General features: G+C 42.9%; 25 protein-coding genes. 4 read left to right on the top strand and 21 right to left on the bottom strand.

Going from position 1 to position 21,063, the window contains the following annotated elements:
- Positions 1–70: 70 nt before the first annotated feature.
- The 5 genes from RB297_RS04505 to RB297_RS04525 all read right to left on the bottom strand — a co-directional run bounded on the left by RB297_RS04505 (position 71) and on the right by RB297_RS04525 (position 4,435).
- On the bottom strand, positions 71–475 hold the full coding sequence (locus RB297_RS04505) for a hypothetical protein (RefSeq protein ID WP_375119862.1): 405 nt from the start codon (positions 473–475) through the stop codon (positions 71–73).
- A 22-nt stretch (positions 476–497) separates the two neighbouring features.
- A complete protein-coding gene (locus RB297_RS04510; protein WP_375119863.1) occupies positions 498–1,103 on the bottom strand; it encodes a hypothetical protein in 606 nt (201 codons plus the stop codon).
- Positions 1,104–1,567: 464 nt separating this feature from the next.
- Positions 1,568–2,878, bottom strand: a complete 1,311-nt coding sequence (locus RB297_RS04515; protein ID WP_375120559.1) for a catalase — start codon at positions 2,876–2,878, stop codon at positions 1,568–1,570.
- Positions 2,879–3,127: 249 nt separating this feature from the next.
- Positions 3,128–3,256 carry a hypothetical protein gene (locus tag RB297_RS04520; RefSeq protein WP_375120601.1) on the bottom strand — a complete coding sequence of 43 codons (129 nt, stop codon included), beginning with the start codon at positions 3,254–3,256 and terminating at the stop codon, positions 3,128–3,130.
- An 18-nt stretch (positions 3,257–3,274) separates the two neighbouring features.
- Positions 3,275–4,435: a Gfo/Idh/MocA family protein gene (locus tag RB297_RS04525; protein ID WP_096773787.1), complete on the bottom strand. Its 1,161-nt coding sequence runs from the start codon at positions 4,433–4,435 to the stop codon at positions 3,275–3,277.
- 160 nt (positions 4,436–4,595) lie between these two features.
- Here RB297_RS04525 and RB297_RS04530 point away from each other — a divergent pair, with 160 nt between their 5' ends.
- A complete protein-coding gene (locus RB297_RS04530) occupies positions 4,596–5,465 on the top strand; it encodes a helix-turn-helix domain-containing protein (protein ID WP_375119864.1) in 870 nt (289 codons plus the stop codon).
- Between the two features lie 88 nt (positions 5,466–5,553).
- Here RB297_RS04530 and RB297_RS04535 read toward each other — a convergent pair whose 3' ends face one another.
- Together RB297_RS04535 and RB297_RS04540 are read right to left on the bottom strand one after the other, a co-directional pair.
- A complete protein-coding gene (locus RB297_RS04535; RefSeq protein WP_375119865.1) occupies positions 5,554–6,636 on the bottom strand; it encodes a nucleotidyltransferase domain-containing protein in 1,083 nt (360 codons plus the stop codon).
- A 271-nt stretch (positions 6,637–6,907) separates the two neighbouring features.
- Positions 6,908–7,840 carry a ketopantoate reductase family protein gene (locus tag RB297_RS04540; RefSeq protein ID WP_375119866.1) on the bottom strand — a complete coding sequence of 311 codons (933 nt, stop codon included), beginning with the start codon at positions 7,838–7,840 and terminating at the stop codon, positions 6,908–6,910.
- A gap of 148 nt (positions 7,841–7,988) precedes the next feature.
- Here RB297_RS04540 and RB297_RS04545 point away from each other — a divergent pair, with 148 nt between their 5' ends.
- Positions 7,989–8,540 (top strand): TetR/AcrR family transcriptional regulator, encoded by a 552-nt coding sequence (locus RB297_RS04545; RefSeq protein ID WP_375119867.1) that lies wholly within the window; start codon positions 7,989–7,991, stop codon positions 8,538–8,540.
- A gap of 576 nt (positions 8,541–9,116) precedes the next feature.
- Here RB297_RS04545 and RB297_RS04550 read toward each other — a convergent pair.
- Positions 9,117–9,500, bottom strand: a complete 384-nt coding sequence (locus RB297_RS04550; protein WP_096773792.1) for a MerR family transcriptional regulator — start codon at positions 9,498–9,500, stop codon at positions 9,117–9,119.
- 230 nt (positions 9,501–9,730) lie between these two features.
- Here RB297_RS04550 and RB297_RS04555 point away from each other — a divergent pair, with 230 nt between their 5' ends.
- Positions 9,731–10,486, top strand: a complete 756-nt coding sequence (locus RB297_RS04555; RefSeq protein ID WP_375119868.1) for an SDR family NAD(P)-dependent oxidoreductase — start codon at positions 9,731–9,733, stop codon at positions 10,484–10,486.
- Here the strand turns inward: RB297_RS04555 and RB297_RS04560 are convergent.
- The 5 genes from RB297_RS04560 to RB297_RS04580 all read right to left on the bottom strand — a co-directional run bounded on the left by RB297_RS04560 (position 10,474) and on the right by RB297_RS04580 (position 13,845).
- Positions 10,474–10,746 carry an EamA family transporter gene (locus RB297_RS04560; RefSeq protein ID WP_375119869.1) on the bottom strand — a complete coding sequence of 91 codons (273 nt, stop codon included), beginning with the start codon at positions 10,744–10,746 and terminating at the stop codon, positions 10,474–10,476. The two genes, RB297_RS04555 and RB297_RS04560, sit on opposite strands and share 13 nt — an antisense overlap.
- 93 nt (positions 10,747–10,839) lie before the next feature.
- The gene (locus tag RB297_RS04565) at positions 10,840–12,345 is read right to left on the bottom strand and encodes an alpha/beta hydrolase family protein (protein ID WP_375119870.1); all 1,506 of its coding nucleotides are present in this window, start codon (positions 12,343–12,345) and stop codon (positions 10,840–10,842) included.
- Positions 12,346–12,696: 351 nt separating this feature from the next.
- Entirely contained in the window at positions 12,697–13,209 is a 513-nt protein-coding gene (locus tag RB297_RS04570; protein WP_375119871.1) for a DUF6886 family protein, read from the bottom strand.
- Between the two features lie 62 nt (positions 13,210–13,271).
- Positions 13,272–13,445: a hypothetical protein gene (locus tag RB297_RS04575; RefSeq protein WP_375119872.1), complete on the bottom strand. Its 174-nt coding sequence runs from the start codon at positions 13,443–13,445 to the stop codon at positions 13,272–13,274.
- Positions 13,446–13,605: 160 nt separating this feature from the next.
- Positions 13,606–13,845 carry a protein-tyrosine phosphatase family protein gene (locus RB297_RS04580; RefSeq protein ID WP_375120560.1) on the bottom strand — a complete coding sequence of 80 codons (240 nt, stop codon included), beginning with the start codon at positions 13,843–13,845 and terminating at the stop codon, positions 13,606–13,608.
- On the opposite strand from RB297_RS04580, the gene RB297_RS04585 reads away from it, so the two are divergent.
- Positions 13,731–14,036 carry a hypothetical protein gene (locus RB297_RS04585; RefSeq protein ID WP_375120602.1) on the top strand — a complete coding sequence of 102 codons (306 nt, stop codon included), beginning with the start codon at positions 13,731–13,733 and terminating at the stop codon, positions 14,034–14,036. The two genes, RB297_RS04580 and RB297_RS04585, sit on opposite strands and share 115 nt — an antisense overlap.
- 638 nt (positions 14,037–14,674) lie before the next feature.
- Here the strand turns inward: RB297_RS04585 and RB297_RS04590 are convergent.
- The 8 genes from RB297_RS04590 to RB297_RS04625 form a co-directional block, all read right to left on the bottom strand.
- Positions 14,675–15,250 (bottom strand): dihydrofolate reductase family protein, encoded by a 576-nt coding sequence (locus RB297_RS04590; protein WP_192572642.1) that lies wholly within the window; start codon positions 15,248–15,250, stop codon positions 14,675–14,677.
- A 192-nt stretch (positions 15,251–15,442) separates the two neighbouring features.
- Positions 15,443–16,198 carry a (S)-benzoin forming benzil reductase gene (locus RB297_RS04595; RefSeq protein WP_192571828.1) on the bottom strand — a complete coding sequence of 252 codons (756 nt, stop codon included), beginning with the start codon at positions 16,196–16,198 and terminating at the stop codon, positions 15,443–15,445.
- Between the two features lie 23 nt (positions 16,199–16,221).
- Positions 16,222–16,908 (bottom strand): TetR/AcrR family transcriptional regulator, encoded by a 687-nt coding sequence (locus RB297_RS04600; protein ID WP_192571827.1) that lies wholly within the window; start codon positions 16,906–16,908, stop codon positions 16,222–16,224.
- Between the two features lie 204 nt (positions 16,909–17,112).
- Positions 17,113–17,586, bottom strand: a complete 474-nt coding sequence (locus tag RB297_RS04605; protein WP_096773802.1) for a VOC family protein — start codon at positions 17,584–17,586, stop codon at positions 17,113–17,115.
- Between the two features lie 143 nt (positions 17,587–17,729).
- Positions 17,730–18,404 carry a Type 1 glutamine amidotransferase-like domain-containing protein gene (locus RB297_RS04610; protein ID WP_375119873.1) on the bottom strand — a complete coding sequence of 225 codons (675 nt, stop codon included), beginning with the start codon at positions 18,402–18,404 and terminating at the stop codon, positions 17,730–17,732.
- Between the two features lie 406 nt (positions 18,405–18,810).
- Positions 18,811–19,569: an ABC transporter permease gene (locus RB297_RS04615; RefSeq protein WP_375119874.1), complete on the bottom strand. Its 759-nt coding sequence runs from the start codon at positions 19,567–19,569 to the stop codon at positions 18,811–18,813.
- On the bottom strand, positions 19,566–20,315 hold the full coding sequence (locus tag RB297_RS04620) for an ABC transporter permease (RefSeq protein ID WP_192571823.1): 750 nt from the start codon (positions 20,313–20,315) through the stop codon (positions 19,566–19,568). Before RB297_RS04620 ends, RB297_RS04615 begins: the two co-directional genes overlap by 4 nt.
- Positions 20,312–21,025 carry an ABC transporter ATP-binding protein gene (locus RB297_RS04625; protein WP_375119875.1) on the bottom strand — a complete coding sequence of 238 codons (714 nt, stop codon included), beginning with the start codon at positions 21,023–21,025 and terminating at the stop codon, positions 20,312–20,314. The genes RB297_RS04620 and RB297_RS04625 overlap by 4 nt, the downstream gene beginning before the upstream one ends.
- Positions 21,026–21,063 lie beyond the last annotated feature (38 nt).

Genomic DNA, 21,063 nt, shown 5'->3' on the forward strand with positions numbered 1-21,063 from the left:
ATACCAGGGCCTCACTGTCCATTTGTTGAACAAGAAGGCAGCAGATCACGTTGATATAAGCATCTTGCTTCTATTGATAATAGATGTCTTTCTGCTCCCAGACGCCATTGTCGCACTCTATGATGGATCTTAGCTCTACGTTTACATAATCTCCCCAATATCCCATTGTAATAGAGTTTTCATGTAATGAAATCCACTGCAATGACACGATAAAATGTTCTATATTAAAATTACTGTTTTCATAGACTTCTTTACAATAAAGCTGCACTCCATTATCAAATACATCCATTTTAGATATAAAGTGTTCAAACATTTGATGAGAGATATTTTGGAAACCGTCTACTTCTATTGACCAATCCGAATGGGCGGATTCTAATAGTATTACAGCTTTTGATTTATCCGCGTTTTCCCATGCCGTCAAAACTTCATTTGCTGAGAATCTGTTGAATTTAAACAACAGTTGTTGTTTCATCATTAGTGTCACTACCTTTCAAACTTCAATTACCTCTGCTCCAAAAATCATCAAGCGTCTTCTTGCTTTCTCCTAATGAGCGAAGCTGGACAATATCCCCTCTTTCATTTAAAGTAAAATGTCCTTTGAAAGCATCTGGCATGGCATGATATTGTTTTTCTTCCTGCTCATATGCCTGGACAAAACAAGCATATCCATATTGATTTACTAGATACGGCAGCCCAAAAGCAGAGCGAAGCAGCTCATATTCTTGATAGTTATAAGGCGTGCTTTCAGGACGCTTCATCAGAATTTCAATGAATTTAGTCATTAGTTTCTCTACTTCTTTCTCAGTTTCATACTTTGCATAGCCTCGAATTGCAGTCAATCTCATATCTAGGTAGCGCTCTTTTTTAAACGCTTTTAAGAAGAATTCCTTTAAATCAATATCTTCACTGAACACAAGTGCTTTCAATATTGTGTTGCGAGTGTACAAATTTTTAGCCTTAAAATACAGTTCTATTAAAAATTCAGCATCTTCATTTGACAACGTTATATCCTTACATCTTTCCAGCAGCTGTTGAAAATCGTCTTTATTTTCATACCCTCTTTTTTGGGACATCTTCTTAAGCTCTTCAATTATGTTTATCATTTGAATCCCTCCACCATTTCCTTCTCTTCTCTGGCTTTACCCTATTGGCACATCATTCGCCCTTATCCTTTTAACTTCTTAAACCTAGTTAAATATTCACTGACCAATTGGAATTGCACTAACATGTCCCGTTAGTGCAATGGAGTGTCACCTAAATATTATAAAGGAAACATTCCCCATCTGTCTGATAATAATGGCCACCCATCACGCAAAACTGCCCGTTAGCTTATTGTATTGCATGGAATACATAGTTAGATGCTTATCTAATCGGTATTCGGCTCAAGTTCTTGTACCGATAAAACAAAAAAGCCGCTATTTTAGCGACTTTCTAAGGGACCATGTTCTAGTCCCTCGACATGATTTCTTTTTTGGCTACAAATACCTAAAGCTATGATCCAAAAAAGGCCAACCGAATGGATTGGTTGACCTCATTCTCCTTCATGTCATTGCGTGAATCATCCCTTCTACGGTGCGGCGATCTGACGTGCTACCCTATCGGCTAATGTTGCATCGGCCTGGAATAAATAGCCTAACACAACCCTTTGAATTTCATGAGAAGCCGCCGATAAGTCATCAGCGAGGTTCTGAACAAGATGATCCTGCTGAACTTGTGTGAGCGATTGGTAGAATTGTCCCGCTTGCGTGAAATTATCGGCCTTCGGAATATCGGATCGAACGAGCCGACCGGCTACATAGCGACCTGCCCCGCTCGTTACCTGTTCAGTCGGTGACCAGTTTGCTTGATGGTTAATCGGAATTTTGCGGAAATCCGATCCAAGGCGATGCCGCTGTGAATCCCAATAAATATTGCTGCGACCTTGCAGCATTTTATCATCGGACAGCTCGGCACCATCCAGAAGATTTGACGGGGAGAATGCCAGCTTCTCGACCTGCTCCTGATAATCAGTAGGGTTCGTATCCAATACGAGTCGACCAACCGGCAGCAGAGGGAATTGATGCACATCCCACACTTTCGTGTCATCCAGCGGATCGAACGACAGCATCGCCTCATCCTCTGGGTTCATCAACTGCACATACAGCCCGTATTGGACCGGTGTGCCTTTGGCAATCGCGTCATACAGATCTTTACCCGAATAATCCGGGTTCTCGCAAGCCAAACGAGCTGCTTCTTGCGCATCGATATATTGCTCTCCAGCCAACGGAATCCAGCGATATTTGACGTAGAAGCGGACGTTCTGTGCATTTTTCCAAACATAGGTGTTAACACTGTGTCCTGGCGTATGGCGGAAGCTCTTGACCGTCCCTTCGTCCGAGTACAGACGTACAACGAAATGGGTTGCCTCTGGCGCTGTAGCAATGAAACCCCAGAATCGATTCGGATCGATGAGATTGTTAACTGGTGATGGCAGGAAAGCATGAATTGACTCAGGGAACCGGATCGGGTCTCGTACGAGGAACACAGGGATATGATTACAGAGCAGGTCGAATACGCCATGCTCGGTATAAAATTTCGTCGAGAATCCACGCACGTTGCGGGATGTATCGGGTGTCCCTTTGTTGCTGACCGCAAGTGAGAAACGAACTGTAACGGGTACCCGTTGTCCCGGCTGCTGCAAGAAGCACAGTTTCGTATAAGCGGCCATCGAGTGAAGGGTTTCAAAATAACCCATGGCACCAAACCCCTTCACGTGGACCGGACGCTCTAATAGCTTTTCGTGGACAAAGGTTTCAAGTGTTTCATGCAGCATGCTGTCCTGTTCCAGAATCGGTCCCCGTTCCCCCACCGTTTGCGAATGGTGTTCCGGCGACTGCATAGCACTCCATTGTGATTGAGCATTGCCTCTTTGCCAGCTTCGATCGTTTGCCTGATTGTTAGCTTTGTTACCGTCCATTGACCCGCCTCCCATACCTACATTCTCGGGGATATATATGCATGGCTATGTACGGGTATGACAGCATGTCAAATTGTATATTGAATTGAAATGAGTAAATGTGCATTCCATCACATAGTAAAGAAATCCTGTAAACACACTACGTTATCCGCATAGCTTTCTGCTGCGCTTTCAGACACAGTTCTGCCGCCATAAAAGCGGATCGAGCGCAACAGCGGCGATGATAAATTCACCCGGCTTCACCACCGGACTGGGCTTCCCCTTCGGGGCATAGTTCATTCCGTCGCTTTTCTGGATCATGATAATCCTCCGCCCATATCATTTTTTTTCGCCATAATTGCTTCCTGTCGTGATCTTCCCATCCTCAAAATTCTCAATGCTCTTGCCCTTTTGGTAAAAATAAGGAACGTTTAGTTGAGCACCCTCTTGCGTATAGAAGGGATCATTCTTTTGTAGCGGGAGTTGCACGTTCTCTCCCATGCTTGCGGATTTGTAGATGCTCATGATCAACTCTAGTGTGCTGCGGCCGTCTTCTCCGTCGATGAGCACCGGCGTTCCATGCTCGATCGCGCTCAGCACATTGTCGATCTGACCAGTATGTCCTTCGTACGGCAAATCCGGCAATTCGTTATAGTATTTCTGGATTTTTTCTTCTAGTTCCAAATCGCGATCAGGGAATCCGTTCGGCAAGGAAGTGGAAGCCGTTACCCGCCATGGGGCAGAAATCCGTGCATACTGTCCTTGGAAGATGTATTGCTGTTCTTCTCCGTGGTGGACGACCGAGCTGGTAAGTTGCCCCAAAGCTCCATTCGGATATTTCATCATCGCGATGGATAAATCCTCAACCTCGGCATTGTCATGCGCGACATTAGCCATGTAGGCTTGTACGTGGCTAGGGCGACCAAGCATCCACAGCAATCCGTCGATATGATGTACGGCATGATTCAGCGTAGGGCCTCCCCCCTCTTTCTCCCAAGTGCCGCGCCACCATAAGTCGTAATAACTATGGCCCCGCCACCAAAAAGAATCCACTTGGGCATGCAGAATCTTGCCGGCCAGACCGCTATCCAGCACTTGTTTCAGCTTCATAATCGGATTTCTGAATCGATTCTGGGCGATCACGGACAACACCTTGCCGTTAATTCGTGCCGCTTCGATCATGTCATCACATTCCTTAAGCGACGCTGCCATAGGTTTCTCAACAATGACATGGCTTCCTGCGTTCAGGAAATCGACCGCAACCTGCGCATGAACGTACGGAGGCATACAAATGGACACGAGATCGATTCCGTCTTGAAGCAGTTCCTTATAATCGTGTGCGATTTTAGCCTCCAGTCCGTACTGATCCCGCCTTACTTCAGCCTTCTCTGGGTAAAGATCGCATAAGGCAACAATTTTACAGCGGTCCTTAAACTGCAGATATGCTTCGATATGACTGGGCGAAATTGCACCCGTACCTATAATCGCAACCTTTAACATACGTTATTTTTCACCTCCCAACTTTATTTTTTATATAAAAAATTATATGCGGTGCAAACTTGTAAATGTGTTTTGCTATGGGGGAAAAATAACGCTAGATTGCGGATTGTATGGTATATTCAATGCATGTACGAAGACGAGGTAGAAGGAGGCAAACAAGTTGTCATTCGTTGCAAGCAACTACAGTATCTCTCCCTTGTACTTTGCCTATAGACGTAAAAGCGAAAATTACGAGCATAAAGAGACTTTCCATTCCCATCTTGGCCTTGAAGTGTTGTTCATTCATCAAGGAAGGGGGACCATGATCGTTAACAACAACAGCTATGAGATTAAGCCGGGCATGCTTTGTATATTTCAGCCCTGTCAACTCCACCACCTAAAGCTTGAATACGACGATCATCAATGCTTCGAACGTTCGATTGCGATTTTTGAACCGACGGTGTTTGAGGCTTATTTTAAACAGTGGCCCGTTCTCCATGAATTTTACAATTTTATTTATCTAGGCAATCTTCCTTTCCCTTGTTTATACGAGGTCGACGACCCGTGTCTGGAAGGTGCATACAAGAGCATGAACGATCGATTCCCGACGCTGTCCGACACGGAAAAACATGAAGAAATTTCGCTGTTTCTTGTCGCACTTTTTCGCTCCTTGAAACCAATCTGGGATAAGCGGATAGTACGGAGTTCAACTTACCAAGCCCGTAAAAATCATCGGGTGGAGCACATCTTAACCTGGATTGAGACGAATTATACGATTCCTTTCCGATTGGACGACATGGCGAAGTCGCTGCATCTATCTCCCTACCATTTATCACATCTCTTTAAAGAAGCGACAGGGATCAGCATCACGGAATACATAGCAGCCCGAAGGATTCATCAATCCATACAGCTCCTAGCGACTACAAAAAAACCGATCTCGCTTATTGCGGAGGAGATCGGATTAACGAATAGCTCTTATTTTTGCAAATTGTTTAAGTCGCAAATGGGAATCACGCCGCATCAATATCGAAAAAAATGGACGAGTACTTAAATAACGGGAACGCGCCTGATATTTATATGGACCTTAGATAAAAAGGTGGATCGTGTCAAGCATGATCAAAGATAGTACACGAACAAAATCAATGATTGATATAATGGTCATATAATTGCTCGAAGGTTGTAAAACGTTCGACTTCTCTACCGACCTTACCATATTCGTCTACATATTCATCCATCATTTCAAGGAACTTCTCTTTCATTACTGATAAATCACTTGCATCAAAGTACTGCATAAGATCAAATTTCTTGGTTCCTTTCTCCGCAGCCATTTCATCAAGATATCCTTGTGCTCCAAAGGCCGAAAGAAAGGCATAGGAGACATCGTTCGTTTTAACACTGTTCAAGATTTTATTGCGGTAGTTGCACCACAATTCTTCGTAAGTTCCCCTCAGATTATCAAAAGTCGGAGCGGGTTTAACAATGAAGTTATCACACATCTTGCTATGTAACCTCGTAACGCTGTTCAACATATTAAAAGAGGCAATTCGGATATCTTCAATGGTATGAGCTTCGATGACAGACATGTATAAGGATTCGAGATCATCTGGAACATGGCGATACGAGCGTATTTCTCCTAAATATCGCTTGACACCTCGTTTGATGCACGTGTTATTCATGCTGACCAAGGCATTGACCAAATTGTACAGAACGCAGGCAGATGCATGTCTCACTGAACCGATATTATCACCCAGCATCGTATCGCTGTATGCTTGCTTAGCCAGATCGATCCATTTTTTTGCTCGATTAAGACACGCTTCTCCTATCGGCTCCGCAAGCGCATCAAGAGCTTTCTGCCTAAAGTCGTTCAATTTCTCCAAATCCTCAGACTTTGCATAATAGAGAATTTTAAGCTCGGTTAGGCTCGACACGTTGGGACTCTCTAAGATGGATTGTGCGTGTATTCTTGTATCCCATGGGGTGCAATAGATGTCATAGCCAACGTCATCTAAGATGAAGCAATCGGATATTCCCCATCCCCTTTCCGTATTATTTATGATAATTAAATCAAGATCGCTCTTTTCGTGAAAGTCCCCGGTGCTAAACGAACCAGTAAGCCCAATAATTGCGATATCGTCTTGAAAATCTCTTCTTGCGCGTTCGATCACCATGTTGATCAGCAGTTCATTTTTGTCCAGCAGCTTCTTCTTTATGATTTCGTTCATTCGTTACACCCCTTCATATGAGCTGGCCGTCCTTCATCACAACAACCTCAACTAGAGTCTATCGATTTAGAGGTGCAGTTGCTATGTATAAGTTGATTTAATTCATCTTTGCACAAAATCCGCTAAACCGTCGATATGACGATTAAGCGGATTTCAGTAGTTCTTTTTTCTTTATGCTTTCGCATGACAAGAAATGCCGATCCGCCAATAAACAGTTCGTTAGCTTAATGCCTGCAGCAAGTTTAGCTTTGTACCTCCGTTTATGCGGGCATCAAAAAAATGACTGAAGATGTATTTCCGATTTGACATCATTTTGATTTAAAAATTTCATTAAATCATGACTCAGCTGCACAATCTCATTATTCGCATTATTCGCATAATCCGGCAACATCATATCCCTAACCATTTTAGTTCGTAGCCATGTCATAAAGAAAAGATCCAAAAATAAGTTTGGAAATTTAAACACCATTTTAAGCATGGGTGGATCAATTGAAACGCCAGCTTTTTGTATTGCCAATAGATACGCTTTTAAAGTGGCTGTTATTTGGCGTGCCGTCTTTCTGGTTCCGATTCTTTTTTTGTCAATTATCTTATTTTCAGACTGCAAAACGCTCAACATGGCAATGTCTGATACGGAATGCGTGATTAGATACGCTTGCATATCCTTTTTAATAACGTACGGAAGCTTTGCTGTTTTAAATAATTTTGCGAGGTTTTCTATGCGTTCTGTCACTACACCATTAATCTCTCCAAATACAGTTGCCATTATAAACTTTGGTAGAAATCGTGCATGCAATACTCCATCTTTAATCTGTCCGCCGAAGCCGGGAAAAGCGGGTAAAAGTCGATCCCCTACAATATCCAGCCACGAAGAAAACCCAATTGAATTACTAGTCATCGTAACTATATGTTTGCTTTGATTATCTTTTAGCGCTAACAACGCTGATTCGGACCGATCATAACGAACGGTGACGAAAATAAAATCGTATACATCGTCATTTTCGAGCGAATTAATGACCTTCACTTGTATAGATTTAACTGAACCTTTTTCTGTATACTGCAGGCCATTTTCGCTTAATGATTTAAATCTTTTTGAATGTGCAAACAGCGTAACGTCAAACCCTGCTTCAATAAGCTTCATTGCGTACATGCTCCCGATGACACCTGCACCAAAAATTAAAATTCTGTCTTGTTTTGCTGACATGAAAACCACCCCTATTTATTAACATTTCCTTTGGATTATCAGACAACATGTTGTATGATGTGATCATAAATCTTTATTATTCCTTGATCAACCATCAGTATTTTAGAATTTGTCGGATGATATTTTTATTGGCTAGTAGGAGGGTATCATGAAAAAGCAGCCCCAAATAACGGAGAAAACAAGACAAGCGTTTATAGAAGTTTTTTGTGAGTTATATAGCCAAAAGCCGATTGAGAAGATTTCGGTACAGGAAATTGCGAATAAGTCAGGATATAACCGCAGCACCTTTTATCAATACTTTACTGACATTTACGAATTGTTAGACTCTGTTGAAAATGACTTATTAAATGACATGAAAAAAGAATTGGCGAATAAAGAGCTATCGATGCATACGGTTCAAGATACGCTCTATTGTCTGGATAAAAGAGAACATCTCCTGATCCTTAATGCCCTTTTGGGTGATTATGGAAGTACCCGTTTTTTAAAACGCTTAAAAAAAGAAATCACTTTGGATCAATTAGAATTAAACGTTCCGCAAAACCATTCCTTAACGCCATACTTCATTGAGTTTTACCTGACAACTTCCCTTTCTCTATTTCGTCTTTGGCTCCAGCGTCAAAACGACTTATCGTCAGAAGAATTTTTCAAGTTAGTGGAGAACCTATATTCAAGAGGGATTAGGCCCTATTTTAAAGAATGAGTCTGTCATTCAAACCGAATCCATATGTTGTATAACTATAAAAAACGAGCATAAGACAGCCTGACTAACTATAGCTTAATCGCAACTTTTCCAAAACCCAAAGGGAAACACACGATCGATGACCGGATGCAGTTGATTCGCTGTAATCGCACGATTCAGTGTCTCGAACATTTCTCGACTGCCTCCATTGATTCTTTGAATGGTCGGCTTTTTCAACATAACCGAAGGAACATTAAATTTCTTGAGGAACATTAAATTCCTTGGCATTTATACCGGTCCGAAAGGCCATCCTCCAAGACGACGCCTGCTGGTTTACCGCCACGGTCCCCTTTCGCAAAAGCATTTAACGTATACACTTCCACATTCATGTTCCTCTCGTCCTCTCCTTATCTTAAAAAAAACGATGTGCGCAACCGTACGTCCTACTCGATGCCATGAAACGGTTGTCGGGGCTCCCGCGCTATTTGGAATCGTTCCGTATCTGTAACATCGTTGAAGTTCATTAAATTTGACCGATATTTCGGATTATACAAAAATACAAAGTCGCTAGATTAGCGACTTTGTATTTGGGCATAATCAAATTTTGATGTTAGTTCGTTCAATCTGAGATTCTATTACATCATATAGAGCAAGTTTATAGTTTATTTTATCCAAATTAAAATATAGCTCTCTTATGCTTTTCTCAATTTCTTTTTTATGATGGAGCATCATCATTTTTCGTTCCGAAATCGTCGAATCCCCTTCTTTATACAAGTAGACATACTTCTGAATTTGAGCAATCGGCATTCCTGTAGCTCTAAGCGCAGTAACGAAGTGAATCCAGCTTAAATCATTTTCGTCATATAACCGCTTCCCATTTTCATTTCTCTTCACATGTGGAAGCAGCCCCTCCTTTTCGTAATATCGAAGTGTGGGAGCCGCTATTCCTGTCAATTCAGTCACTTTCCTTATAGTCAACATAAATAAAACTCATCGCCTCCTATTAAAGTAAACTTTAATTAAATTTTTGGCATATATAATCAAATAATCCAAATTTATGCTGTAAAAAAAGAAGGAAGATAGGATGAAATCAATTATTTCACTGTTTCATTATACACTTTTTCTTCAGTGGAAAAGTCTTGACTTAAAGTGAACTTTATAATCTATGATAACAATGTAATTAAAAATGAGCCTGGAAGGATGAAGTTACAATGAATAATATCTCAATCGTCACTGGTGGTAGCCGTGGACTTGGTCGCAATTCTGCCATCAGTATTGCCCGTCATGGCGGTGATGTCATCTTGACCTATCGTAGCAAAGCAGAAGAAGCAAAGTCTGTTGTTGCTGAGATCGAATCTTTGGGTCGTAAAGCAGTGGCATTACAACTTGATGTTGGAAATATTGCCAGCTTTGCGGTCTTTGCTGAGACAGTACGTTCGACCCTGCGGTCAACTTGGGATCGTACCACTTTCGATCATTTAGTGAATAATGCCGGCCACGGAGAAATGATAGACTATGCCGAAACTACAGAAGCTCAGTTCGACGGCCTGTTTAATGTGCATGTCAAAGGCGTATTTTTCTTGACCCAGGCTCTTCTGCCGCTTCTTGCAGATGATGGTCGTATCGTGAACTTCTCATCGGGACTCACCCGCGTTTCTTATCCTGGCTTCTCTGCCTATTCCGCCGCAAAGGGCGCGGTCGAGGTTCTAACCATCTATATGGCCAAAGAACTTGGTCACCGAGGCATTACCGCTAATACCATTGCACCTGGAGCAATCGAAACCGATTTTCTAGGAGGTTCTGTACGCGACATACCTGCTTATAATGACACGTTTGCCTCGATGACTGCCCTTGGTCGAGTCGGCGTACCTGAGGACATTGGTCCTGTTGTCGCCAACCTGCTTGGATCCGACAATCGCTGGGTTAATGCGCAGAGAATCGAAGTCTCGGGTGGTCAGAACATCTGATCGCAAGTAATAGCAGCAAAGACAATCCGTGATACTGGGGCTGTCTCCGAACGAATACGACCATATTGGGTAAGAATAAGTCCCACCCCCATCTTGGTCGTAATCGTTTCTCCCAAAAAGAGAACGCTGATCACGATCGCAATGAGAGGGACCAGAAAAATAAACGATCCGATTTTGCCGGCTTCGCCTCCGCGCACTTCTTGACGAATATATTGCGAATCATTGGGGAGAAACATCCGGGGCTGACATTTGAACTTCACGAAGGAACCATCGAAGAGATTAAAAAATGGCTAGAATCCAGAATCAAATTTATCGGGGGATCGAAATGGTCCTAAATTTACTTGTTCCATCATTTATAACAGCGAGGTTGCGAACTTCATCTCGGGAAAGCGGCTATCCGGTCCTTTCATTAAGTTTCCACCTTGATTTTTCAGATACATGTCGAAGAAATCCAGCATATAGGCATTAATAACGGAGCTCGCTCGTTCGGGTGCTATTTCCCCTGTAATGCCCAGTATTTTGAAAAAAGGAGAAATGAATTGGACATCGGTAAAATTCAAATGCTCCGTATTTTCAATATAGAGGACTTGTCCCCCTTCGCTGACCGTTTCGCGCATCCGTTCAAGCTCCAGCTTTTTATCTTCCGTTACCTGATCCATCCACTCTCTTGTTGAGCCCATACGGTCAAGCTCTGCATCCGTGTAAACTCGGTTATCCCTCACCTTTTTTAATTGTTCAAATTCGCTTTCCGAGTGGATGAATAAAAACGGCTTTTGAAGACCCTCTCTGTCACGCAGTCGGTACAGCCCTCCGTCCAAGTCTATTCCAGCCGTGATTCGCGGATCGTAAGAAGCGTCATAGGCCGTCGCTCCGCCGATGGAATGACCAAACACCCCGATATGCTTAAGATCAATCTTCCCTTTAAATCGACTTGGAATCTGCCCCGATTGGATAAGCTCGAACTGGTCCAGCGCAAAAGCCACATCATCTGTTAAAACTTTTCCCGATTTGTCGCGGTTTCCGCTTTCGGTCCGATAATCGTGGTCGGGCGAAAATAAGTCGTTGGTTGTGCTGGTCGTGATTCGACCATCTGGAAACTCAGTTGCAAATGTATTGAAGGTGTGGTCGATCACGGCCACAATATATCCGTGACTCGCGAGATTTTCGGCTTGCGACGTGTGGAGGAACCTAGAAGAGCCGAAGCCGGGATTCGCAAGGATAAGCGGGTATGAAGTCTGTGCTGAAGAGACTTCGGCCCCCGAATAAGCATGACTGGCTACGTACTTCAAGTGTTGAAAAGTAAACCCGGGAAGGCCATAGTTCGCAGCCATATAACGTAAAATCCGGGTATCTGGAATAAAGGAAGCATACTTGCCGGAGCCCGCTTGAGCTGGATACCATACCTGAACCATTAATTCCCTCTTGCCTGTCGCGGTTGTGCCAAATGTCTCCTCTCGGCTTGAATCGATGAAATGAAAGACTTGTGTACTTACCTTCAGCTCGCCAGTTGGCTCCGGAAAGTTGAATACGGGAAACACATATAGGAAGCATCCCGTTGCGATTAACCCAAACACGATAAAAAGGCGGCCCAGCACCCTACGTTTTCGCGAAGCAGTCTTAACGGCTGCAGGTTTTTTGAAAGCGTCTTTCAGTGATAGAATAAGCATCATGAGCGTAAATCCGTATAAAAATAATAGCTGAGCCCTGTATCCTTCGACTAGCAAATGGATTACTAAAAAAATGGAGCCTGCTCCGCTTGTCAGGAGCAAAGCTGATCTTCGGATACGCTGATTGACAATGAACTGGATTGCCAACAAACACGCACTCGAAAAGAATAGCAGCATTTCAAAAAACCTCACGCCAACTCCCCCTTAAAAATAATCCTATCAAGGGAGTATTTTAGAGGAGCAGCCAGGTTGGTACCATTGATTTAGATGACAATTACCTTACACGCTTGTAAGATTGACGATGATGCGCGCAAGGACCTGATCATCCAAGAATAAATCCTGCACTTTTATTTAAAACACCTACACTTATGCGTTCTCATTGAACCATCGAGTTTCGTTAATTAACGACGATAAGACATTCTTTAGTCGACGTTAAAATAACCCGCTTCTATAAAACTGCCCGTTAGCATAATTAAGGCAGCTGATCAATTGACCGGCTGCCTTCTTGTCTTTGTTAAACTAACGTTTCGTAGTAAGCTTAATTTAAAGTCTCTTTGCGTTATTAAATCTATGTATCCCATATCCAGTGAAGTCGGAAGCTAATATTGCTTCCTTAAGCGGGTATAAATTTGATGTGATTCTTAATTCAATTCCTTTTTGGAATAATCTCTCCAACAAATTCTCATATTTTTCAACTGATTTGGGTTTCACTACTTGACGAGAAATGTAGTAGCCAGCTGTTTTATCAAAAAGCTCAAAACCCTCATCGTCAAAACGATATCGAAATATGCTTTGCTTTGATATCCTCGAATACCAGTCACTTTCTACTTTAATTATGGTATTGGCAATTGAATGATTAAAGAAGAGTTGTAAATGTTGGTCTGTTGTCGCCTCATCTTTTCTACACACAATTCGGGGACAATCCCTAGGGAAATAGTACGTAAACTCGTGCTCTTCATCAAGTGCCCAAACTACCGCAGGAAAATCCGGACGATTTTGCTTCTCTTTCGGTACAAATATATTGATTCTATCGTCTTCACTGAAGTGAAAAAGCATTTGCGTCCCCCCTCGTCCCATCTATTGTTATATTCCATAAAAATATTGGATTATCCTGCTCATTAGCTTAATGAAACGGCAGGGAAGTCTAATACTACCATAAGAAGAAGTGACCCTTTTATTATAGTACTGGTTTGATTTTTCTTTAGACCATTTTTAATTTGTTTGAAACTAAACCAAATCGTAAAGACCGCTACAAATGAATAGAATATTATTCCTATAGTAATATCTACCATCTATTTCCTCCTATTACTCATTGTGTTTTGACAACATGAACTTGATTACATAAATATATAAAGCCGCATAATCAGCGGCTTCTAATGTCACTATGTTTTTGTCACCTGACAGTTAACCATTGTCTACCTCACGGCGTTATCCTCCACCTATAGGGCCCCCCTATTTGAAACGAGAGACAAAGCGGCGTTGCCAAGGCGTCTCAACAGCTCGTGGACTGTATTGCTGCCGAATATAGTCGACAGCTTCATGATTTGGTAATCCATCAATCACAGCGAGACAGGCTAGTGCCGTACCCGTTCGTCCAATCCCGCCCCCACAGGCGATTTCAACCCGTTCAACTTCAGCCCGAGTCCATGCTTCACGAAGCGCATCAACGGCTGCAGCCTTGTTTGTTGGCAGCCAGAAGTCCGGCCAAGGAATCCAGCGGCTTTCCCAAGCAACGGGCGCTGGTTGTCGTCCGAGCAGGTAGAGTGCAAAAGTGGGCTGAAGCCCTTGGGGAAGTGGACGTTTTAGTGCTCGGCCGCGGACGAGTCGACCTGAAGGAAGGCGCAGCACACCTGACGATTCGGGGTTCCATGTATCATTCATAGTGTCACCCTCCTAAGGATTTAAGAACACGTACAACTAAACATTCCTTTGAAGCTTGACATTGCATTCTGACGTTGTCGCAGTGACGTACTCCACATAATTCACAGAGCCGTTAAAGTTCAAATAAGCTTCATAACGCATGCGGATTGCGGGTAAAGTGATCAAATCCAGAACATTTTCCTTTGGAACCCACCTGCATTCGCTAGATTCTTCAGTCGATTCAGCTAACTCTCCACCCACAGCTTTGCACACGAAATCAAACATGACCTTCGTAGGAACATCTGTTTCACCGTCATACCACTTATGGACCGCTGTATATCTATTCCACGTGTTTCATGTACTTCCCTGCTTTCATTATGTATATGCTTGAAGTTACTCACCGAACGATTGGACTATCCTGCCCGTTATAATAACAGGGCGTCTGCCGCTGTCGATTTCGATATTGGGAATGTAACCATGTTCTTGTCATCATGTTCTTGTCCCTCGACAGGTGTCTAAATAACAAGCGGGCTTTTCCCTATTCATCACGGCTGTGGCAATAGATATCGAAAAAGGTAGCCGGCTTTGGAGTCGGCTACCTTCAATTTCTTCATTGAGATATATCGTGTCCCGTTAGCGTAATCTACTTTTGGAGACAGAGTCATCGTACCGTCTGGTAAACGAGGCCTATAGCTCCAGAATCAAATGTCTTGTTTTCGATAAGTTTAAGATTGACCTTCTCCTTGAGACCTTGGAATAACGGCAACCCGCTGCCGATCAGGACGGGAGAAACCGTAATTTTATACTCATCTATTAAATCAAGCTGCATAAGGTAGTGTGCGAACCTAGGACTGCCGAGGATGACCATATCCTTGCCTGGCTGCTGTTTGAGGTTTTTGATCTCTTCCTCGACATCTTCTTTCACCAGTCTGGAATTGTTCCATTCGACTTTCTCAAGCGTCGTGGAAAAAACGATTTTGGCTGTCTTTTCGATCCACTCGGCATGATTAAGTTCATGCTGCGAAGCTGATGGGTTCGAGGGCACAGATGGCCAGTAACTGTGCATCATCTGATAAGTTCCACGTCCCCAGATGACAGTGTCGGCAGTACTCAGAATTTCTTTCGCGTGCTTCTCCAAATCAGCATCGTAAGCAACCCAGCCAATGTCCATTTCACCGTTCGGCCCTTCTACAAAACCGTCAAGCGATGCGTGCAAAAATAGAACGAGTTTTCTCATTTTCAGTTCTCCTTTGTTCATGAGGGATCTCTTACATTAACTACATTATAGGACAACTCAGCTTGGGTTGTTTCTTACGGATTGCTAATCACAAATGGGTTCTTAGAAAAGGAGAAGCGCTGGAATGCCTCTCCTTCTTCTATCAAATCACACCCATAAACGACCTGTCTCGCAGGTTTTCTTCACTCGCCTTTATTGATCCATGGTTTCTATAACAACATTCTTACCAAAATCTTCGCTTAGCAGAATCTCAATTAATTTGTGCGCAGTGTATTCAGGCGTTTGTAGCTTCCCTTCCTCAGAAAATCGAATGAACTCATTAACATATGGGAAAAGATCATTACTTACGGATCGAATTTCCGATTGTAAATGGGTATCGATCATACCTGGATATACAGCGACTACTTTTGCTGGATATGTCACGAGCTTTTGCTCAATGTCTATACTTTTGGTAAATGAGTCAAGGCCAGCTTTTGCAGTGCTGTAACAGCTTTGTGAGGGTAATAAATATTTTGCGGATGCTGAGGATATGTTTAAAATTCTTTTGTCCACATTCATATCTTGGGTACGTTTAAGATAGTTAGCTGTTATTATCATTGGTGCTAATAGATTTAAATGGATGTTCTCAATTATTTTATCCGTTTCTATCCGTTCAATTGGGCTCACTGGAGTCAACATGGCAGCATTATTGATAAGATAGATCGCTTCATCGTTGGAATAAAGCTCAATTTGACGGAAGATGTCCTCAAAAAGTTGATCAATCTCGCCAATGTTTGTTAAATCAAAATTAAAATAATCAATTCTGCAGTCCCTATCCTGGGCTAGATCGATAATCCGTTGGTTCGTAGTTCTAGAAATGCATATAAGGTGATGGTTCTTATCGATTAATTGATTAGCCAACGATTCACCAATACCTCTTGATGTACCTGTTATCAATATATGTTTCAACCGGATCTCTCCTTATAAGTTAACTATGTATTTTCTCGAATAATAATTCTATTAACCGTTTCTTCCCAAATCATCTGATACTCCAAATCCATCTTCATCATCTTACATCTAGACAAATTATCAATAAGAAGGGCAAGAATTTTAGCACTGACTTCGATTTTTGTAGGTTCAACTAGACCCAGATCACTGCCTTTTGACAATAAATCACAGAAACCGTTGATAAAATCTTGTTGAACTTTCAATAAGGGAGCTCTAAATTGCTCATCACGCTCGGCTAGCATCGTGAACTCACTGAGCACTCTTAATGTTGAACGATACTCTTCATCATCGCTTGGCAGCATATTTAAACCGCCCCGAATTATCGTTTCTACGAAATTGTCTTTATTAACGGATTCAGCGTTAAAGTAAGCAGCAAAATAATGATCCCTAAAAATATAATCAAATGTTCGGCTAATCAACTCTTCCTTTGTTGCAAAATGATAGTATATGGAGGATTTCGTTATGCCTACTTTTTTAGAAATCAAGCCTAAACTCGTTCTCTCTATCCCATGCTCTGCAAACAGCTCATATGCCGCTTGGACGATATGACTTGATGTTATCTCTCTTTTCTTGATAACCTTCAGGCTCCCTTCATCTGAATTAATGCCATTATAAGGATTATCATAATGCATTGTCAATAATTTAACGACCGATCGTTCAAAAATATTCAAATAAATCTATCTAATCGGTAATCGGTACAAGTTCTTGTACCAAGGTATGTGCAAAAAAATTATACCGATATAATAAAAAAGCCGCTAAAATAGCGACTTCAATGGTCCATATTCTTGTCCCTCGACATTTTAAAAAAACAACCGATCGCTCTGACCGGCTGCCTCCTCTTCTTTATTCAGCTTCCGTTAGCGAAATTGATCTGATTAATCGATTAAAGGCTGCCAAACTTCCCATATGTTGCCGTCAGGGTCAGCAAACGTTATGTTTGGTCCGCTTGTGACCCGTTCTCCTAAAATATTCACTCCGTTTTTCTTAAAACGTTCAAATAGCTCTTCGATCCGTGGTGTAATAAAACATGCAATTGCGTGGGGCTTGCCGTTGTCCAATGACCATGAAAAGCGTAATCGCCCGCCCTCTTCGTCTGATTTGTGAAGGAACAGAGCGGGTACAACTTGCCTTAAACCAGGCGAAGGCAGGTTTCCATTCCGATCGGGAATATTCAAAACAGCCATGACCATCCCAGGCTCAACATGATCGTTGTTTGCAGGTTGGTACCCTAAATTCTTTTGATACCATTTAATAGACTCGTAAACATCACTTACCGGTACGTAAATACAAGTAACTCCCGTAATGTCTTCCAGCCTTTCTTCCAGTTTGAATTCCTCATTTGCCCGCATAGCTTATCATCCCTTTGTTCATTCTTATTCTAGCCTTTTATCAAAACAAGGTTAAATGCGATGTTTTTCCCCTGGTGTAGCTTGGAGAAATACTAGAGGACAATGAGGCAATCTTTTCTCCATTGTGCACTTCTCCACTCTTCCTATAGGAGGGGCGAAAAACGTTTCCAATTCCCTTCGGAGACAACTTCAACCGTTCCGTCGATCACTTTGATCGCGGTCTGATCATCAATCGCATACGCTGGCCCTTGCATCCCGGCGGCCCATCTCTCTGCATCAGCCATGGTGTTTCTCGGCAGCATTTCGTGATCCAGATGCGGAAATATTGCAAAATCAACCAGACTCAGCGCGTCATTGCCGCCAGTGGGTGGAGTCCAGCCAACGAAGAATTCCCCGATGTTAGGTGCCATCACCATACTCCCGGCACTCAGTCCCACATAAACTGCCTGCAGAGACGGTAAGAGGTCTGCAAGTCCGGACTGCCGCATCCAGTGGCACAGGTAGAGGGCGTCGCCGCCCGAAACCAGCAGGACGTCCGTCTCCCTTACTAGCGGCACCCAGCGGTCTTTGTCGATGCTTGGCAGCGCTGTGAGCTCCAGCACGCCGACGGACTTCCAGCCTAGGTCGACCATGGGATTCTCGGTATTCCCGCTGATGAATTGCCAGGCTTTGACGCCGGGGCCTACCCAGGGGTGTCCGTACATCGCGGTGGGAATACACAGGGCATTGCAGTCGGCGATCGGCTTGCCCAGCATGTCAACTAGCGCATTGTGTATGCTTTTGTTATTAATGCCGGCAGATGTGAGCAATAATTTCATAACTTCACTCCTTTGTTTGCGGTTGTCGTTTATTCTTTAGACTTTAGGGGGCTACATAAACTATAATATAGTACATTTCAGTGCGGATTGTTTCTTACAGATTGCTAATCTAATCTGCCCGTTAGTTCAATATAAGGGCGTGTCGCCGTCGATCAAATCATATCGGGATGTTATCAAGTTCTTGTCATCGTGTTCTAACAAGAACTTGTCCCGATAAAACAAAAAAGCCGCTAAATTAGCGACTTTCTATGGGTCTAGGTTCTTGTCCATCTACAACTTTCAATGAGACTCTCAATGAGACTTTGTTTTTGTACTCCGTCACATCTATCATATAGACCATCGTACTTTTTCAGAAATTTTTTAAAAAATCACTAGCGTTATATTTTTGAATGGATGAAACTTAAACTCAGGCATCTCGTTTACGGTAAAATACAATAGCTGCCGTAATAAAAATCAGTGTCCATATCAATGAAATCCCTGTCCCTTGCATTGGTGAAAGGACATTTATTTCATCAGAGGAAGGCGGCATATACATATAATATCCTGCCGTATCCGGAAAATACATTTTAAAACTAGGCAGAAGATCTCTCGATAATGGACTGACAACGAAATAATAACCAAGCAGCACCACTAAAGCAGGGGTGGTTCGTCTTAATAAAGCACCTATAGCTGCACTGAGAAGTGAGGTTAGTGTCAGATAGCCTGTTGCACCTGCTAATGCTTCTACCATGGTATCTATATCAATCGCTGCTGCTGTGTCTTTCATCATCATATAAGTATATAGTACACCGGATGCAGCGATAATAAAGGCCGCGGGAACCGTTATGATTGTCAATGCCAAATGCTTCATGGATAATTGAATCCCACGACAAGGTATCGCAGCTAACGTAGTTCGAATCTGTCCACCGATATACTCTGAACAAGTAGCTAGGATCCCAAGAATAATGAATCCTGCTTGAAGATAACCCATCGAAGCAAACCCTATATTCAGTATTTTTTGCGTCCCTATTGCTCCTTGTAAACCTATAGAAGTAAAAGCTGCGGCTAATCCTAAATTAAGAATGAATGTACCCATAAGAGTGAGCCATATCAATGGTAATGTAGCTAATTTATCCAGTTCAGCACGAAGGATTTGTGTAAACTTTCTAATAGAAGGGACACTCATGCAGCAACGTCCCTCCTATGGAATACGATAGCTGCAGCAATGAAAAGAACGACTACCCAGGCAGACATGACTATGCCGCCTATGAACGGGGTGAGAAATCTGTCGCTTAGAAACATAAACATTTCAAGGCCAGCCCGATCCGGTAGGTATAACGCTAACTTTGTAACTTTAGAAAGCAGGAAACTAAATGAAACAACGGATGTATTTATGATGAGCACAGCAAGCGGAATCGTGCCATTCTTAGTTAGTACAGTAATCCCGAATGCTAATAGAGCAGTGAATGTCCAGTAACAAACTGCACCGAGCAGCTTCGACCATTCAAATGCTGGGGAATACTCACCAAGAACAAGATGCGTGGCTGACACAGTTGTCATGATAGCAACAATACAAAGCAGTATACTGATTACTGTCACAGCGCCTGCTTTTGCCAGCAAAAATTGAAGCCTTGATGAAACAACCGTTAAACTTGTTGTAATCTGTTGTCCTCCGCCAGATTCACTGCTCTCTGTCAAATACTCGCTGCTGACAGCAAGCACACCAAGGATGATGACACCTTGTACACCAAGGGCTAATCCAATATAGCCAACTTCCAAAAGCCGTGTGCTAACTCCAGCTATAATCTCCTCTTTTTGAGCTATACTGTCTAAGGCGGCTATGACCGCAGGAGAAAATGCTCCAACAAGAAAGGCAAGCCAAATGCCCGGCAGGGAGAACAATTTAGATAGTTCCGCGTTGAATGCTCTCATACAACACCACCAGCATGATCAGATGTCCGGGCAAAAAAAGCTTTCTCCAGCGTGGAATGGTTACCTATTACTTCGTCCAACGTTCCATCTGCAACGATTGTTCCTTGCTTAATAATAACCACATCATCGACTGTCTCTGCAAGCTCTCCTATTAGATGACTGGATAGTAACACCGTGTTGCCAGACTCAGCCCGTTTACGTAAAAATGTCCGGATCCAACGAATTCCTTCCGGGTCGAGCCCATTTACGGGTTCATCTAGAACCAATATCGCGGGATCACCCAGCAGCGCAGCGGCCATTCCAAGTCTTCTCCCCATACCAAGCGAATATTTTCCCACTCTTTTGTCAGCTGCATTAGCAAGACCTACGATTTCCAAAACTTCCTCGACACGTGAGTTAGACAATCCTGCGGCACGAGCAATCCAGCGCAAGTGTGCCCGCCCTGTTCGCATACGATGGGCCCCAGATCCATCAAGTGCAGCACCTATTGTTACTAAGGGATTATCTAACTCTGAGAATGGCTTGCCATTTATGAGTGCACTCCCTGATGTGGCGCGATCTAATCCAAGCAGGATGCGAATCGTTGAGCTTTTACCTGCCCCATTTGGACCTAAAAAACCAGTCACTCTGCCAGGTCTCGCTTTAAAACTGATACCCGATAAGATTTCTTGAGATCCGCGATGTTTGACTAAGTTATTAATTTCAAGCAACCATAACACTCCCTTTCTGTTATGGCTCTCATTATAAA

It is taken from the genome of Paenibacillus sp. CR_12, from assembly GCF_041953985.1.
GTDB lineage: Bacteria > Bacillota > Bacilli > Paenibacillales > Paenibacillaceae > Paenibacillus_AQ > Paenibacillus_AQ lautus_A.